13 protein-coding genes are annotated in these 16,787 nt (G+C 65.2%); all 13 read right to left on the minus strand.

Annotated features, from left to right (window positions below):
• Positions 1-6: 6 nt before the first annotated feature.
• Positions 7-1,200 (minus strand): elongation factor Tu, encoded by a 1,194-nt coding sequence (gene tuf / locus RN743_RS09845; protein ID WP_310779545.1) that lies wholly within the window; start codon positions 1,198-1,200, stop codon positions 7-9.
• 59 nt (positions 1,201-1,259) lie between these two features.
• Positions 1,260-3,356, minus strand: coding sequence for an elongation factor G (gene fusA, locus RN743_RS09850; protein WP_310779547.1), 2,097 nt, complete (start codon positions 3,354-3,356; stop codon positions 1,260-1,262).
• A 52-nt stretch (positions 3,357-3,408) separates the two neighbouring features.
• Positions 3,409-3,879, minus strand: a complete 471-nt coding sequence (gene rpsG, locus RN743_RS09855; protein WP_310779549.1) for a 30S ribosomal protein S7 — start codon at positions 3,877-3,879, stop codon at positions 3,409-3,411.
• Between the two features lie 103 nt (positions 3,880-3,982).
• Positions 3,983-4,354 carry a 30S ribosomal protein S12 gene (rpsL, locus tag RN743_RS09860; RefSeq protein WP_310779551.1) on the minus strand — a complete coding sequence of 124 codons (372 nt, stop codon included), beginning with the start codon at positions 4,352-4,354 and terminating at the stop codon, positions 3,983-3,985.
• Positions 4,355-4,593: 239 nt separating this feature from the next.
• Positions 4,594-8,847: a DNA-directed RNA polymerase subunit beta' gene (rpoC, locus tag RN743_RS09865; RefSeq protein WP_310779553.1), complete on the minus strand. Its 4,254-nt coding sequence runs from the start codon at positions 8,845-8,847 to the stop codon at positions 4,594-4,596.
• 37 nt (positions 8,848-8,884) lie between these two features.
• Positions 8,885-13,480 (minus strand): DNA-directed RNA polymerase subunit beta, encoded by a 4,596-nt coding sequence (gene rpoB, locus RN743_RS09870; RefSeq protein ID WP_343219016.1) that lies wholly within the window; start codon positions 13,478-13,480, stop codon positions 8,885-8,887.
• A gap of 193 nt (positions 13,481-13,673) precedes the next feature.
• Positions 13,674-14,048, minus strand: coding sequence for a 50S ribosomal protein L7/L12 (gene rplL, locus RN743_RS09875; protein ID WP_310779554.1), 375 nt, complete (start codon positions 14,046-14,048; stop codon positions 13,674-13,676).
• Positions 14,049-14,114: 66 nt separating this feature from the next.
• On the minus strand, positions 14,115-14,639 hold the full coding sequence (rplJ, locus tag RN743_RS09880; RefSeq protein WP_310779555.1) for a 50S ribosomal protein L10: 525 nt from the start codon (positions 14,637-14,639) through the stop codon (positions 14,115-14,117).
• Positions 14,640-14,643: 4 nt separating this feature from the next.
• On the minus strand, positions 14,644-15,333 hold the full coding sequence (gene rplA / locus RN743_RS09885; protein ID WP_310779557.1) for a 50S ribosomal protein L1: 690 nt from the start codon (positions 15,331-15,333) through the stop codon (positions 14,644-14,646).
• Between the two features lie 19 nt (positions 15,334-15,352).
• The gene (gene rplK / locus RN743_RS09890; protein ID WP_310779559.1) at positions 15,353-15,784 is read right to left on the minus strand and encodes a 50S ribosomal protein L11; all 432 of its coding nucleotides are present in this window, start codon (positions 15,782-15,784) and stop codon (positions 15,353-15,355) included.
• Positions 15,784-16,365, minus strand: a complete 582-nt coding sequence (gene nusG / locus RN743_RS09895; RefSeq protein ID WP_310779561.1) for a transcription termination/antitermination protein NusG — start codon at positions 16,363-16,365, stop codon at positions 15,784-15,786. The genes rplK and nusG overlap by 1 nt, the downstream gene beginning before the upstream one ends.
• Positions 16,358-16,564 carry a preprotein translocase subunit SecE gene (gene secE / locus RN743_RS09900; RefSeq protein ID WP_310756536.1) on the minus strand — a complete coding sequence of 69 codons (207 nt, stop codon included), beginning with the start codon at positions 16,562-16,564 and terminating at the stop codon, positions 16,358-16,360. Before secE ends, nusG begins: the two co-directional genes overlap by 8 nt.
• Before the next feature lie 9 nt (positions 16,565-16,573).
• Entirely contained in the window at positions 16,574-16,723 is a 150-nt protein-coding gene (gene rpmG, locus RN743_RS09905) for a 50S ribosomal protein L33 (protein ID WP_310779563.1), read from the minus strand.
• Positions 16,724-16,787: the final 64 nt, after the last annotated feature.

Genomic DNA, 16,787 nt, shown 5'->3' on the forward strand with positions numbered 1-16,787 from the left:
TGTCCGCTAGTCGTGGATGGCGGTGACGACCCCGGCGCCCACCGTCCGGCCTCCCTCGCGGATCGCGAACCGGAGGTTCTCCTCCATCGCGATCGGCGCGATCAGCTCCACCGCCATGTTCACATTGTCTCCCGGCATCACCATCTCCACCCCCTCGGGCAGCTCCGCCGAGCCCGTCACGTCCGTCGTCCGGAAGTAGAACTGAGGACGATACCCGTTGAAGAACGGCGTATGACGACCCCCCTCGTTCTTCGTCAGAACGTACACCTCCGCCGAAAACTTCCGGTGAGGCGTGATCGACTGCGGATGCGCCACCACCATCCCGCGCTCCACCTCCGTCTTCGCCACCCCGCGAAGCAGAAGCCCCGCGTTGTCACCCGCCTGACCCTCGTCCAGAATCTTCCGGAACATCTCCACGCCCGTCACCACCGTCTTCTTCTCCGAGCCCAGGCCCACCAACTCCACGCCCTCGCCCGTCTTCACCACACCGCGCTCGATCCGGCCCGTCACCACCGTCCCGCGGCCCGTGATCGTGAACACGTCCTCCACAGGCATCAAAAACGGCTTGTCCGTCGCTCGCTCCGGAACCGGGATGTAGCTGTCCAGCGCGTCCATCAACTCCCCGATGCACGCCGTCTCCGCCGCTCCCGGATCCCCGCTCTCCAACGCATGAAGCGCCGAACCCCGTACCACCGGAACGTCATCGCCCGGAAACTCGTACTCGCTCAACAGCTCCCGTACCTCCAACTCCACCAGGTCCAGCAACTCCTCGTCGTCGACCTGGTCCACCTTGTTCAAAAACACCACGATGTACGGCACGTTCACCTGGCGGGCCAGCAAAATGTGCTCCCGCGTCTGAGGCATCGGACCGTCCGCCGCCGAAACCACCACGATCGCCCCGTCCATCTGCGCCGCGCCCGTGATCATGTTCTTCACGTAGTCCGCGTGACCCGGACAGTCCACGTGCGCGTAGTGCCGTCCCTCCGACTCGTATTCCACATGCGCCGTCGCGATCGTGATCCCGCGCTCCCGCTCCTCCGGAGCCTTGTCGATCTGATCGAACGCCACGTACTCCCCGTACCCCTTCTGAGCCTGTACCTGCGTGATCGCCGCCGTCAGCGTCGTCTTCCCGTGGTCCACGTGTCCGATCGTCCCCACGTTCACGTGCGGCTTCGTTCGCTCGAACTTTTCCTTCGCCATCGCCCCTCGTTCTCCTGTATCTCGTCTGCGGCCTGCTCGCGGACGCGCCCTTCCGGCGTCTACGAGCCGTTGGCGGAGACGATCTCCGCCGTCTTGGAGCCGGGAACTTCCTCGTAGTGCGAAAACTGCATGGTGTAGACCGCGCGACCCTGGCTGATCGAGCGCAGCGAGGTCGCGTAGCCGAACATCTCCGAAAGCGGCACGGACGCCCCGACGACCTGGGCCGACGAACGCTGCGTCATGCCGCCGATTTTGCCCCGCCGACTGGAGAGGTCTCCCATCACGTCCCCGAGATAGTCGTCGGGTGTGACGACCTCCACGTTCATGACGGGCTCGAGCAGCACCGGCTGCGCCTTTCGCGCACCTTCCTTGAGCGCGATCGAGCCCGCGATCCTGAAGGCCATCTCGCTGGAATCGACCTCGTGGTACGAGCCGTCGATCAGCGTGGCCTTGATGTCGATGATCGGGTAACCGGCGACGATCCCGGAATCCAGCGCCTCGCGAATCCCCTGTTCGACCGAGAGCACGTACTCGCGAGGCACGTTTCCGCCCCGGATCTCGGAGTCGAAGATGAAGCCGCCGCCGGGATCCGTGGGCTCGAGGTTGATGATCACGTGCCCGAACTGCCCGCGGCCGCCGGACTGCCGCACGAAGCGGCCTTCCACCTTGCGGACGGCCTTGCGGATCGTCTCGCGGTAGGCCACCTGCGGACGGCCGACGTTCGCGTTGACCCTGAACTCGCGCTGGAGCCGGTCGACGATGATCTCGAGATGGAGTTCTCCCATCCCGCTGATGATTGTCTGCCCCGTCTCCTCATCGGTGTAGACGCGGAATGTCGGGTCTTCCTCGGCCAGCTTCGCGAGCGCCCCCGACAGCTTCTCCTGATCCGCCTTCGTCCGCGGCTCGATCGCCACCCGGATCACGGGTTCGGGGAAGCTCATCGACTCGAGCACGATCGGATCGGTCGCCGACGAGAGCGTATCTCCCGTCCGCGTATGCTTGAGCCCGATCGCGGCCGCGATGTCGCCGGCGAACACCTCGTCGCGCTCCTCCCGCTTGTTCGCGTGCATCTGGAGCAGCCGCCCGAAGCGCTCCTTCCGTCCCCGGGACGAATTCACCGCCTTCGAGCCGGCCTTCGCCGTTCCGGAATAAACTCTGAAGTAGGTCAGACGCCCCACGTACGGGTCGGTCGCGATCTTGAACGCGAGGGCCGCGAACGGCGCCTCTTCGTCGGCCGCGCGCTCGACGGCCGTCTCATCCTGCTGCGGGAGGTGGCCGGTGACGGGAGGGACATCGAGGGGGGAGGGGAGGAAGTCGATCACGGCGTCAAGCAGGCGCTGAACGCCCTTGTTCTTGAAGGCGGAGCCACACAGGATCGGCGTGATCCCGTTGGCCAGCGTCGCCTTCCGCACCGCACCGCGGATTTCGTCCTCGGTGAGCTCTTCCCCTTCGAGGTACTTCTCGAGCATGGGCTCGTCGTACTCGACCGCGGCTTCGATGAGGGAGTTCCGCAGCTCCGCCACCTGGTCCACCAGCGCGTCCGGCACGGGGCCTTCGGTCCAGCGTGCGCCCAGAGATTCATCGTCGTACACGACCTTGACCTCGCGAATGAGGTCGACCATGCCCGTATAGAGTTCACCCTCGCCGAGAGGGATCTGGAGTGGCTGCGCGTTCGCACCCAGGCGGTCGCGCATCATTCGGACGACGTTCATGAAGTCGGCGCCGACGCGGTCCATCTTGTTGACGAACGCGATGCGCGGGACACCGTACTTGTCGGCCTGCCGCCATACCGTCTCGGACTGCGGCTCCACGCCACCGACGGCGCAGAAGAGGGCCACGGCGCCATCGAGCACGCGGAGGCTGCGCTCCACTTCCACCGTGAAGTCGACGTGCCCCGGCGTGTCGATGATGTTGATGCGGTAGGGTTCGCCCTCGTGCGTCCAGTTACAGGTGGTGGCGGCCGATGTGATCGTGATGCCGCGTTCCTGCTCCTGTTCCATCCAGTCCATCGTCGCGTCGCCATGATGCACTTCGCCCAGGCGATGCGTCCGGCCGGTATAGAACAGCACCCGTTCGGTCGTCGTCGTCTTTCCGGCATCGATGTGCGCCATGATGCCGATATTCCGAAGCCGCTGGAGCGGCGTCCTTCTCTCCATGAGTCGATCTATTGGTCTCTATCTGTCGAGCCTCGGGTGCCGGACGGATTCATTACCAGCGGTAGTGCGCGAACGCCTTGTTCGCGTCCGCCATCCGGTGCACGTCCTCCTTCTTCCTCACCGCGCCTCCGTCGCCGCGAGCGGCGTCAAGCAGTTCACCGGCGAGCCGCTGCGCCATCGTCTTGCCGGAGCGGGCGCGCGAGTACTGCACGAGCCATCGGCGTGCGAGCGAGTCGCGGCGCCGGTACGACACTTCCATCGGAACCTGGTACGTCGCGCCACCCACGCGCCGACTGCGGACCTCGAGGATGGGCTTCGCGTTCTGAAGCGCCTGCCGGAACACGTTCATCGCCGGTTGCCCCGTCTTCATCTCGATGCTCTGCATCGCATCGTAGAAGATCCGCTCGGCGAGGGACTTCTTTCCGTCGAGCATCAGCATGTTGATGAACTTCGTGACCTCCGTGCTCCCGTATCGGGAGTCCGGAATCACCTCACGCTGTTCGGCACGGTTTCGTCGCGGCATCTCGCTTCGCCATATCCGGCTCCGGGTTCATCCGGAGACTTCGCAATAAAGCCCGGCCACGGACTCCGAGGCCGGGCCCAACGGGGTTCGGCCCCGTTGCCGGTTATTTTCGCTTCTTCGAACCGTACTTCGACCGGCCCTGGTTCCTGTCGTCCACGCCCGACGCGTCGAGGGTCCCGCGGATGATGTGATACCGCACACCCGGCAGGTCCTTCACCCGTCCGCCCCGGATCAGCACAATGCTGTGTTCCTGGAGGTTGTGGCCCTCGCCTCCGATATACGCGGTGACTTCGTATCCGTTCGTGAGTCGCACGCGGGCGACCTTCCGCAGGGCCGAGTTCGGCTTCTTCGGCGTCGTGGTGTACACGCGCGTGCACACCCCGCGCTTCTGGGGGTTCCCCTCCAGCGCCGGCGCCTTGCTCTTCTTCCGGACCTTCCTGCGGCCCTTGCGGACCAACTGATTGATGGTCGGCATTCCCGCTCCATCGCTCCCTTCGGCCGCACCGGTGCGCCGATCACCGAACTCGGGGCCCGGCCGTTGGGGGTAAAAAAATCGGGGACGGATCCGAACCGCCCCCGCGGCGACTGCCGACCGGTCGGTCGACAGACAAGAGAGAGTAGTCCTGAGGCCTCGCCGTGTCAAGCAACTTCCGTTGCCGGGAGGGGGCGCGGAGATCCCGTAAACGCATCCCCTGCTTCGGCGTCTGACGGACGTCAGGTCGTCATGACCGCGCCCTCCTCCGCCACCGCCGCCTCGTCTTCCTCAGCCTGGTCCCGGAGGTCCGAGAAGAGACTCCGGGGCATCTCCTCGGGCACGACCCGGCGCCGCATGGAATCGATCTGCGCCTTCAGCGCGTCGTCCACGAGGAATTCGATATCGGAGAACCGGTGCGTCCCCGTCCCCGCCGGGACCAGGTGCCCGATGATGATGTTCTCCTTGAGCCCCCGGAGGCGGTCCTTCGCCCCACGCACGGCGGCGTCCGTAAGCACGCGCGTCGTCTCCTGGAAGGAGGCCGCGCTGATGAAGGACTCCGTCGTCAGGCTCGACTTCGTGATCCCGAGCAGGATCGGCTCCGCCCGCGGGGGCTTGCCTCCACCCTCGAGGACCTCGCGCGTCGCATCGCGGAACTCCATCCGGTCCACATGCTCGCCCTCGAGGAATTCCGTGCCGCCCGGATCCGTGATGCGCACCTTCTGCAGCATCTGGCGCACGATCACGGCGATGTGCTTGTCGTTGATCCGCACGCCCTGCAGGCGGTAGACCTCCTGGATCTCGTTGAGCAGGTACTCCTGTACCGCTCGTGGTCCCCGGACACGCAGGATGTCATGCGGGTTCACCGGACCCTCGGACAGCCGGTCGCCCGCACGCACGAGGTCTCCCTCGTGCACCCGAAGGTGCTTGCCGACCGGGATCTGATACACCATCTCCTCGCCGTCATCCATGGTCACGACGATCTCGCGCTTCCCGCGCTTGATCCCGCCGAACGAGACGCGCCCGTCGACCTCGGTGATCGTCGCCGGATCCTTCGGCCGACGCGCCTCGAACAGCTCTGCGACGCGCGGCAACCCACCCGTGATGTCGCGGGTCTTGTAGGCTTCGCGGCTGATCTTGGCGAGCGTCTCCCCCGCGTTGACGGCCTGTCCATCCTGCACGAGCAGCTGCGTGCCGACCGGCACGATGAACTCGCGCAGCTTGGCGCCCTTCCCGGTCACGATGTTGATGACCGGGTGGAGCTTCTTCTCCCGGTCGTCGATGATGACCTGCTGGCGCCGTCCCGTCGCCTCGTCGAGTTCCTCGCGGACCGTCTCCTCGGGCACGATGTCCGTGAACCGGATCTTCCCCTTCTTGTCCGCAACGATGGGTTCGGAGTACGGGTCCCAACCGAAGAGCAGGTCCCCGTGCCCCACATCGGTGTCGTCCTTCACGAAGAGCGTCGCCCCGTAGGGGATGGCGAGCCGTGAGAGAATGCGGTCGTCCGGCGTCTTCATGAGGAGCTCGCCCTCGCGGCTGGTGACGATCGTATCGCCCGACGGACTCGTGACGGTCGTCACGCGCTCGAACGCGATCCGGCCTTCGAGCTTCGAGCGCCGCTGGGTTTGCGCGGCGATACGTGCCGCCGTCCCGCCGATATGGAACGTTCTGAGCGTGAGCTGCGTCCCCGGCTCGCCGATCGACTGCGCGGCGAGAATGCCCGCCGCCTCTCCCAGATCGACGAGTTCCATCGTCGCGAGATTGCGGCCGTAACACTGCTGGCAGATGCCCCGCCGGGACTCGCACGTGAGGACGGACTTGATGCGCACCTGCTGCACGCCGCTCTCATCGATGGCCCGCGCCCGCGCCTCGGTGATCATGTCTCCGGCCTCGACGATGACTTCGTCGTCGATGGGGTCGATCACGGCTTCCGCCGCGATGTTGCCGGCGACGCGATCCGACAGCGGCTCGATGATGTCCTCACCCTCCTTGAGCGCCGTGACGTCAAGCCCGAGCACCGTGTTGCAGTCCTCCTCGATGATCGTGACATCCTGCGCCACGTCGACGAGCCGGCGCGTGAGGTAGCCGGCATCCGCCGTCTTGAGGGCCGTGTCGGCGAGCCCCTTCCGCGCGCCGTGCGTCGAGATGAAGTACTCGAGCACGCTGAGGCCCTCCCTGAAGTTGGAGCGGATCGGGCTCTCGATGATCTCGCCGATGCCGCCGGTCAACTTCTTCTGGGGCTTGGCCATCAGACCCCGCATCCCCGCGAGCTGACGGATCTGGTCGCGGGACCCCCGGGCGCCCGAATCGAACATCATGAAGATCGGATTGAAGCCGTGTCTCGACTGCTGGAGCCCGCGGACCATGGCGTCGGCGACATCGTTGTTCGCGTGGGTCCAGGCATCGATCACCTTGTTGTACCGTTCCCCGAAGGAGATCACGCCGCGGTGGTACGCCTTCGTGAACCGGTTCACGTCCTGCTGGGCCTCGCCGAGGATCTCCTGCTTCTCGGCCGGGATCTCCATGTCATCGAGTCCGATGGAGACGCCGGCCTTCGTCGCGTTGCGGAACCCGAAGTCCTTGAGCTGATCGAGGAACGCCGTCGTGTCCTCGAGTCCCGCCAGACGGAACGATCGGAAGACGAGGTCGCCCAGCGCCCCCTTGCCCAGCGTCTCGTTCACGTACGGTACGCGGGAGGGCAGGATCGCGTTGAAGAGGGCGCGTCCGACGCTGGTCACCACCCACTCCCGCTCGATCTGGCCGTCGTCGGCCTCTTCCTCGACGAGCAGCCGAATCGGCAGGTGGTAATCCGGCGTCCCGGCGGGCGAGCGCAGATATCCCGCTTCGAGCGCCATTTCAACCTGAGCCGCGTCCGCGAAGTGAGGCAGATCCGCCCCCGCCTCATGCTCGTCGAAGTCGGGTCGGACCTTCGTCATGTAGTAGCAGCCGAGGACCATGTCCTGCGACGGTGACGCGATCGGCCGGCCGTTTGCGGGCTTCAGGATGTTGTTGCTCGACAGCATGAGGATGCGCGCTTCGAGCTGCGACTCGAACGACAGCGGCACGTGGACGGCCATCTGGTCGCCGTCGAAGTCCGCGTTGAACGCGGCGCACACGAGCGGGTGAATGCGGATGGCCTTCCCTTCCACGAGCACCGGCTCGAAGGCCTGGATTCCCAGTCGGTGGAGCGTCGGGGCCCGGTTCAGGAGGACCGGGTGATCCTTGATGATGTCCTCGAGGACCTCGTAGACCGTCGGGTCCTCGAGTTCGACGAGCTTCTTGGCGCGCTTCACCGTCTCGGCGTGCAGCCGCCGCTCGAGTTCGTGGATGATGAACGGCTTGAACAGTTCGACGGCCATCTTCTTCGGCAGCCCGCATTGGTGCAGCCGGAGTTCCGGACCCACGACGATGACCGAGCGGCCAGAGTAGTCGACGCGCTTTCCGAGCAGATTCTGCCGGAACCGGCCCTGCTTGCCCTTGAGCATGTCCGACAGCGACTTCAGCGGCCGCTTGCCCCTTCCGCGAATCGCCTTGCCGCGCCGCCCGTTGTCGAACAGCGCGTCCACCGCCTCCTGCAGCATGCGCTTCTCGTTGCGCAGGATCACCTCCGGCGCGCGCATCTCCAGCAGCTTCTTGAGCCGGTTGTTCCGATTGATCACGCGACGGTAGAGATCGTTGAGATCCGATGTCGCGAATCGCCCGCCGTCCAGCGGCACGAGGGGACGCAGATCCGGCGGAATCACCGGGATCACATCCATGATCATGTGCTCGGGGCTGTTCCGCTTGGAGACTTCGTCGTCGCTGTTGCGGATCGCGTCGATCACCTTGAGCCGCTTGAGCTTCTTCTTCTTCCGGTGCTTCGAGGTCTCATGCACGACCTCGTAGCGCAACTGCTCGGCGAGTTCGTCGACGTCCAGCTGTCCGAGCAGCGTCCGGATCCCTTCCGCCCCGATTTCGGCGCGGAATTCGGTATCCCCCTCCTCGCGCGCCTTGTCCGTCAGCTCCCAGTACTCATCCTCCTCCAGAACCTGCTTGAACTCGACATCCTGCCGGCCGGGCTCGGTGACGACGTGCGCGGCGTAGTAGATGACCTTCTCGAGATCCCGCAGCTTCATCCCGAGCAGGTAGCCCATCTGGGAAGGCAGGGTCTTGAAGAACCAGATGTGGGCCACGGGCACCGCGAGTTCGATGTGCCCCATCCGCTCGCGGCGGACCTTCGAGAGCGTGACCTCGACCCCGCACTTGTCACATATGTGGCCGCGGTATCGGATCCGCTTGAACTTCCCGCAGTGACACTCCCAGTCCTTGACCGGCCCGAAGATGCGCTCGCAGAAGAGCCCGTCGCGCTCCGGCTTGAACGACCGGTAGTTGATCGTCTCCGGCTTCGTGACCTCTCCGTGACTCCAGGAGCGGATCTCCTCGGGCGAGGCGAGCTTGATCTGAATCCAGTCGAACTCGGACGACCCTGCACTGCGATTTCGCGGAAAATCGATCATCTGTTACCCTCTTGTTTCGCTGGACGGCGGCTCCGACTCAGAACAGCGGCTCCGACTCGTCGCCGCCGAGCGTCACGCTCAGCCCCAGCGCCTGCAGTTCCTTGACGAGCACGTTGAAGCTCTCGGGCACCCCCGGCTTGGGCAGGTTGTCGCCCTTCACGATCGCCTCGTACACCCGGCTCCGCCCGGTCACGTCATCCGACTTGACGGTCAGCATCTCCTGCAGCGTGTGGGCCGCGCCGTAGGCTTCCAGCGCCCACACCTCCATCTCGCCGAAGCGCTGCCCTCCAAACTGCGCCTTGCCGGCCAGCGGCTGCTGCGTGACGAGGCTGTACGGACCGATGGAGCGCGCGTGGATCTTGTCGTCGACGAGGTGCGAGAGCTTCATCATGTAGATCTCGCCGACCGCGATGTCCGCCACGAACTCTTCGCCCGTGCGGCCGTCGCGCAGCCTCATCTTCCCGTTTGAACGCAACCCCGCCCGCTCCATGAGCTCGACGACGGCCGCGTCCACACCCGAGGTGATCCTGCGCTGCCCGGAAAGGGCGGCGGTCTTCGGCCATCCCTCGGACGTCAGCTTCGCCGCCGTCGTGGCGCCCGAGACATCGCGCACGGCGCGGAGGACGAAGGAGGCCAGGCTCCGCAGGTACGAGGCGAGTTCGCCTCCTCCCTCGAGATAGGCGTCGAGCGTACGGCCGAGACTGGCCGGGTCCGACACCCCGTCTTCTCCCTCCCAGGCCTGAATCTCGTTGACGAGCGTCTGGGTCGTTTCGTAGGACAGTTTCGGCGGTTCCACGTTCGATCCAAGCGTACGAGCCGCCCAGTAGGCGCCCCCGATCTTCAGGAGCGCCCCGATCTCATGCTCCGTCGCGCCCTGGAAGACGGGCGTATTCGCCTCGAAGCCGAGAGCCCGGGCCGCCCAGCCCAGCGTGGTCTCGAGAATCTGTCCCACGTTCATCCGGCTCGGTACGCCGAGTGGATTGAGTACGATTTCGATGGACTGTCCGTCGGGCAGGACCGGCATGTCCTCTTCGGGAACGACGCGGGCGATGATGCCCTTGTTGCCGTGCCGGCCGGCCATCTTGTCTCCCACGGAGATCTTCCGCTTCTCCGCGAGGTAGACCTTCACGAGCTGGACGACACCCGGGGACAGTTCGTCAGGCTGGAAGATCTTGTCGATTCCCTCTTCCGTGCGCTCGCGTATCCGTTCCACTCGCGTGCGAGCCTCGGCCTCCACGCGGCGGATCAGGTCGTTCGACTTCTCCGTCTTCACCTTCAGCGTCGAGAGGTCGATCTCTCCCAGGTCGACGCTCCGCAGCTTCGTCTTCGTCAGCTTCGTGCCCTCGGCGAACAGCGGTTCGAGGGAGCCCCGGCCGAGACACAGAACCACCGTCTCCCCCTGAAGCAATTCGAGGATCTCCTCGTCCCGGGCTTCCATCACGCGCGCGATTTCCTCGCGCTCGCTCTCGCGCAATTCGGCGATGCGCTCGCCGTGCTCCCGTTCCAGCAGCGGGTCATCGATTCGCCTTGAGAAGATCTTGACGTCGATCACGGTCCCTTCGACGCCGGGGGGGACGCGCAGAGAACTGTCCTTCACATCCTTCGCCTTCTCTCCGAAGATCGCCGTCAACAGCTTTTCCTCGGGCGAAAGCTCGGTCTCCCCCTTCGGCGTGATCTTGCCGACGAGGATGTCTCCCGAGCGGACCGCCGCGCCGATGCGGACGATCCCGCGATCGTCGAGATCGACGAGTGCTTCCTCGGCCACGTTCGGGATCTCGCGCGTGATCTCCTCCATCCCGCGTTTCGTGTCGCGGACGTGGAGTTCGAGTTCCTGGATGTGGACCGACGTGTAGACGTCGCCCTTGACCAGTTTCTCGCTGATCACGATGGCGTCCTCGAAATTGTGTCCGAACCAGGGCATGAAAGCGACGAGCGCGTTACGTCCGAGCGCGAGCGAGCCGCCATCCGTGCCGGCTCCGTCCGCGACGACGTCGCCCGCTTCCACGCGGTCGCCGACCCGGACGATCGGCCTCTGGTTGATCGCCGTGTCCTGATTCGTGCGCCAGAACTTCCTGAGTCGATAGGAGTCGTACTGGGTGAGCCGGGCGAGGGGGATCTCGCCGGCCGCCCGCCGGGGCTTGCCGGTGTCGACCTCGACCTCGTCCGCCGTGACCCGCGTCACCGTCCCGGCGCGGCGCGCAAGCACGACCGCACCGGAGTCCCGGGCCACCTTGCCCTCGAGACCCGTTCCGACGAGCGGACGCTCCGGGAAGAGAAGCGGCACGGCCTGCCGCTGCATGTTCGATCCCATCAGCGCCCGGTTGGCGTCGTCGTGCTCGAGGAACGGAATGAGCGCAGGCGACACCGCCACCAGCTGGTCGGGCGCGACGTCCATGAAGTCGATCTCGTCCGGCGGCAACAGCGGGTAGTCGTCGCGACGGCGACAGAGGACGAGCGAGCGGGCGAACGTCCCATCGGGGTTGAGTTCGGCGTTCGCCTGCGCGACCGAGTATTCCTCCTCTTCGCTCGCCGAGAGCCAGACGATTTCGTCCTGGGAGACCCGCTCGTTGACCACCCGGCGGTAGGGGGTCTCGAGGAAACCCAACTCGTTCAGGCGGGAGTACGTGGTCACGGAAGTGATGAGCCCGATGTTCGGGCCTTCCGGAGTCTCGATGGGACACATTCGTCCGTAGTGCGAGTAGTGCACGTCCCGCACTTCGAAGCCCGCACGCTCCCGCGTCAGCCCGCCCGGACCCAGCGCGCTCAGGCGCCGCTTGTGCGTGAGCTCCGAGAGCGGATTCGTCTGGTCCATGAACTGGCTGAGCTGCGAACTCCCGAAGAAAGCCTGGATCACGGCGCTCACCGTACGCGCGTTCACGAGGTCGTCGATGGAAATCTTCTCGGGGTCGCTGTTGATCGACATCCGCTCGCGAACCAGGCGGGCCATGCGCGACAGTCCGACGGAAAACTGGTTCGCGATGAGTTCTCCGATGGACCGCACGCGGCGGTTCCCGAGATGGTCGATGTCGTCGGTGTATCCGCGGCCCTCGTGCAGTTCGACCAGGTAGCGGATAATCGCCACGAAGTCGGACGGATCCAGCACCACGAGGTCGCCCGAGGGGAGATCGAGGCCGAGCAGCCGATACACGTCCTTGAGCCGGTGGTTGATCTTGTGTCGTCCCACCCGACCCAGGTCGTATCGCTTGGGGTTGAAGAAGAGCCGATCCAGCGCGCCCCGGGCCGTCGCCAGGTTGGGCGCTTCGCCCGGTCGAACGAGAGAATAGATGGAGTGCAGCGCGGCCGCCTCGCTCGCCGTCGGATCCTTCGCGAGCGTGTTGCGCAGCAGCGGCGATTCCCCGCGGGGACCGCCCGTGAACACCAAGGCCTCGCGAGCCTTCTCCGCCTTGAGCTTCGCGAACAGGTTCGAGTCGAAACGCGCCCCCTTCTCGGCCAGCACTTCTCCGGTGTCCTCGGCGACGACATCGGCGGCGAGTTGCGGACTCGAACTCCAGTCGCGGCGCATCGCGAGATCCTCATAGGTCCCGCGCAACGGAACGAAGGTCGCGCTCGAGTAGACCTCGACCTCCGACACGCCGGCGCGCACGAGGCGCTCGAGGGCTTCCTCGCTCAACATCTCCCCGCGGCGCACGATGAACGCATCTTCTTCCTCGAACACCTCGACGCTCGTGATCTCCCCGTCGAGGATGCGCTGCACCAACTCCGCGTCGAGCCGGTCGCCGAGGGCCGCCACGGGCTCTCCTCCATCCGCGCCCGGAAGATCGTTCGCCAGCCAGTGCGGCGCGTCCGGAGCGGGCTCGTAACCGCGCAGTTCCAGTGCCTCGGGATCCTCTCCGAAGTCGGGATTCGCGATGCTCCGGGCCACCAGCGTGCCCGTGACCTCGCGGTGCGCCGACGACTCCTCATCATCTTCCGCGTCGATCCGGACGAGCCGGCGTCGGCAGAAGCACTCGAGGATGTCCACGTCCCGCCCGTAGCCGAACGCCCTCAGCAGAGCGGTGGCGGGGAACTTCTTCTTCTTGTCGATGTGGACGTGGATCACGTCGTGGATGTCGAGGGTGAATTCGACCCAGGATCCCCGGAACGGGATGATCCGGGACGAGAAGAGACGCGTGCCGTTGGGGTGCAGCGTCTCCTCGAATACGACGCCGGGGGAACGGTGAAGCTGGCTCACGATGACCCGTTCCGCGCCGTTCACGACGAACGTTCCCTGCTCCGTCAGGAGCGGCAGATCCCCGAGATAGACTTCCTTCTCCAGGATATCGCCCGGACGCTTCTCGTCATCCTTCCCGACCGTCTCGAAGATGACGAGCCGGAGCCGCGCCTTCAGCGGCGCGGAGTAGGTCATGTCGCGCTCGATGCACTCCTCGACCTCGTACTTCGGCTCTCCGAGAGAGTAGCTGACGAACTCCAGCGAGAAGTTCTCGTTGACGTCCGCAATCGGGAAGATCTCCCGAAAAACACGCTCAAGACCGAGGTCCCGGCGCTCCTCTTCCCTCGTCTTCGATTGCAGCAGACGCTCGAACGCCTCGCGCTGCACATCCAGGAAATGCGGCATGTGCATCGGGCGGGCGAGCTTGTCGAACGAAACCGCGGGTCTGCCGTTGACCGTCAAATCGTACCTCCCGCGGGGAGTCCCGCGAGTACATGGGAGATGCGCAAATACCGGGTTCCGCCCGCGAGCGGTCGCGCCGGTTCGTGCACGGTGTGAGGTCGGACCCCCGCGTCATCGGTCCGGCTGCGATCCCTCCGCAGTCCGGAACCGATCGAATGATCGACGCCGGGGCGTGCCACGCTCTTCAGCGTGGCTACTTGAGATCCGCCGTGGCGCCCTGCTCTTCGAGCTTGGCCTTGATCTCCTCCGCCTCCTCCTTGGACACGCCTTCCTTCACGGGCCCGGGGGCGTTGTCGACGACGGCCTTCGCCTCCTTGAGACCCAGGCTCGTGACTTCCCGCACGACCTTGATCACCTGGATCTTCTTGCTGCCCACCGCCGTGAGGACGACGTCGAACTCCGTCTGCTCCTCCTCGGCGGCGTCGCCTCCACCACCGGGAGCGGCGGCGACGGCGACCGGCGCGGAAGCCGACACGCCGAAGGTTTCCTCCATTTTGTCTTTCAACTCGGCGGCCTCAAGCACCGTCAGCGAGCCGATCTGCTGCAGAAGATCGTCGATTTTGGACATGTTCTTCCGTTCCCTGGATCCTGTACGCATTCCGCACGCCCGCACGTCGCGGACATGCGTCCCACCTCAGGCGGACTCGTTCTTCCTTCCGACCTGTTCGATCATGTCTGCGATGTCGCGGAGGAGCGCATTCAGAGCGCCGGCGATGCCACCGACGCTCGCCGTGAGCCCGCCCGCGATGCTGCCGAGCAGCACCTCGCGCGACGGAAGATCGGCGATGCGCCCCACTTCCTCCGGCGACGTTTCCACCCGGTTTATGACGCCGACCTTCACCACCGGCCGGTCCTCGTTCGCTTTCGCGAATTCCTTCAGCACCCTGGCCGGCGTGACCGGGTCGGCGTCGCTGAGGATGAGCCCCGTCGGACCCTCGAGATGGGCGCTCAGATCCGGGAGATCCAGATCCTCGAGCGCCCGCTTCATGAGGGTGTTCTTCACGACCCGATAGCTCAGGCCTTCATCTCGGAGTCGCGTTCGGAAATCCGTGATCGCCTTCACGTTCAGCCCCGTGAAGTCGGTCAGGTAAATCGTCCCGCTCTCTTCGATCTGCGCAGTGAGTTCCTGCGTGACGCGCTGCTTTTCTTCGAGTCTCATGGATCTATCGGTACAGGTCCTCGTCGACGGAAACACCGAGACCCATCGTGCTGGTCACGGTCACGCTCTTCACGTAGCGGCCCTTCGCCGCGGCGGGCTTCAGCCGCACGATCTCGTCCATGAGCGCAGCGAGATTCTCGTTCAGCCGGTCGAGTTCGAAACTCACCTTTCCGATCGGCGCATGCACGTTGCCGGTACGGTCCACCCGGAACTCGATCTTGCCCGCCTTCGACTCCCGAACGGCCCGGCCCACATCCATGGTGACCGTGCCCGCCTTCGGCGTGGGCATGAGGCCGCGCGGACCGAGTATCCGGCCCAGCCTGGCCACATCCTTCATGAGATCCGGGGTCGCGATCGCGACGTCGAAGTCGAGCCACCCCTCCTGGATCTGCTCGATGTACTCGGTCCCCACGTAGTCCGCACCGGCCTCCGTCGCCTCGGCCGCCCGGTCGGCCTTCACGAGAGCAAGCACGCGCACCTTGCGGCCCGTACCCGCGGGCAGGATGACCGTGCCGCGCACGATCTGATCCGCCTTGCGCGGGTCCACGCCGAGGCGTATCGCCGCCTCGACCGTCTCGTCGAAGTTCGCGAACGCCGATTCCCGCACGCGCTCGAGCGCCTCGCGGGGCGCGAAAGCGCCGTTCGCCGGAGCGGCTTCTACGGCGGAGCGGTATTTCTTGCCGCGTTTCGGCATGTTTCCCGATCTCTCCCGATCAGTCGGCCCGCTCGATCCCCATGGATCGTGCAGTGCCCGCGATCATCCGCATCGCGGCCTCTTCATCGGCCGCGTTGAGATCCTTCATCTTGATCCTGGCGATCCTGCGCAGCTGGTCGTCCGTGACCTTGCCGACCTTCTCCCGATTGGGGACCGGAGACCCCGACTCGAGGCCGAGTTCCTTCTTGAGCAGTTCCACCGCCGGTGGCGTCTTGGTGATGAAGCTGAACGTCCGGTCCTTGTAGACCGTAATCTCGACCGGGATGATCGTGCCGGCTTCCTGCTGCGTCTGCGCGTTGAACGCCTTGCAGAAGTCCATGATGTTGAGGCCGTGCTGGCCCAACGCCGGACCCACGGGCGGGGCCGGATTCGCCTGCCCACCCGGAATCTGCAGCTTGATGAATCCGGTCACCTGTTTCTTCGGCGGCATCAGAACCCCTGCAGCTGCGTGTAGTCCAGTTCAACCGAGGTCGGGCGCCCGAACAGGCTCACCTGCACGCGCACCTTGCCCTTCTCCGCAAACACCTCTTCCACCGTTCCGCTGAAATCGCTGAACGGTCCCTCCATGACTTCGACGACCTGCCCCGGCCGGAAGGGGATCTCCGTTTCGGGACCTGCCTGCTCGAGTTCATCCGCGATGCCGAGGATCTTGTTCATCTCCTCGGTCTTGAGCGGCTGGGGATCCTTCCCGCTCCCCACGAACTTGATGACGCCGGGGACGTTGTTGACGACGTACATCGTGTTCTGGTCCAGCAACATCTGAATGAGCACGTAGCCCGGGTAGAGCCGCTTCGTCGACTTGACGCGCTTCCCCCCCTTGATCTCAACGACTTCCTGCGTGGGGACGATGACCTCCCGGATCGGAGGTTCATCCCCGTATTCCTGGATCTTCTGCTCCAGGAGGGTCTTCACCTTCTTTTCGTGACCCGAATACGTCTGCAGCGCGTACCAGCGCGGCGCGTCCCCGGGAAGCCCGGTCTGCGCGGCCCCCGCGCCCGGCGTCTCAACCACCGAACGACCTGACGATGAATCGCACTGCCGCCGCGAAGACCGAATCCATTGCCCCGATGACGATGGCCATGATGAAGACGAAGATCAGGATGCCGATCGTTGCACCGCGCAACTGATCCTTGTCGGGCCACGTGACCCGACGCATCTCGACCTGTACCTGTTCCGCGAATTCCTGGGTTCTTCTGACGATGCCGGCCAATCGAACCCCTTACCGTGTTTCCTTGTGCATTCTATGTCCGTTGCAGCGGCGACAGTACTTCTTCTGTTCGGCCCGCTGCGGATGCGTCCGCCGGTTCTTCGTCGTCGAATAGTTGCGCTCTTTGCACTCCGTACATTCGAGCGTAATCCGAACCCTCATTTGTCTTCCCTAGTCGTGGATGGCGGTGACGACCCCGGCGCCCACCGTCCGGCCTCCCTCGCGG

The organism is Candidatus Palauibacter scopulicola, from assembly GCF_947581915.1.
Lineage (GTDB): Bacteria > Gemmatimonadota > Gemmatimonadetes > Palauibacterales > Palauibacteraceae > Palauibacter > Palauibacter scopulicola.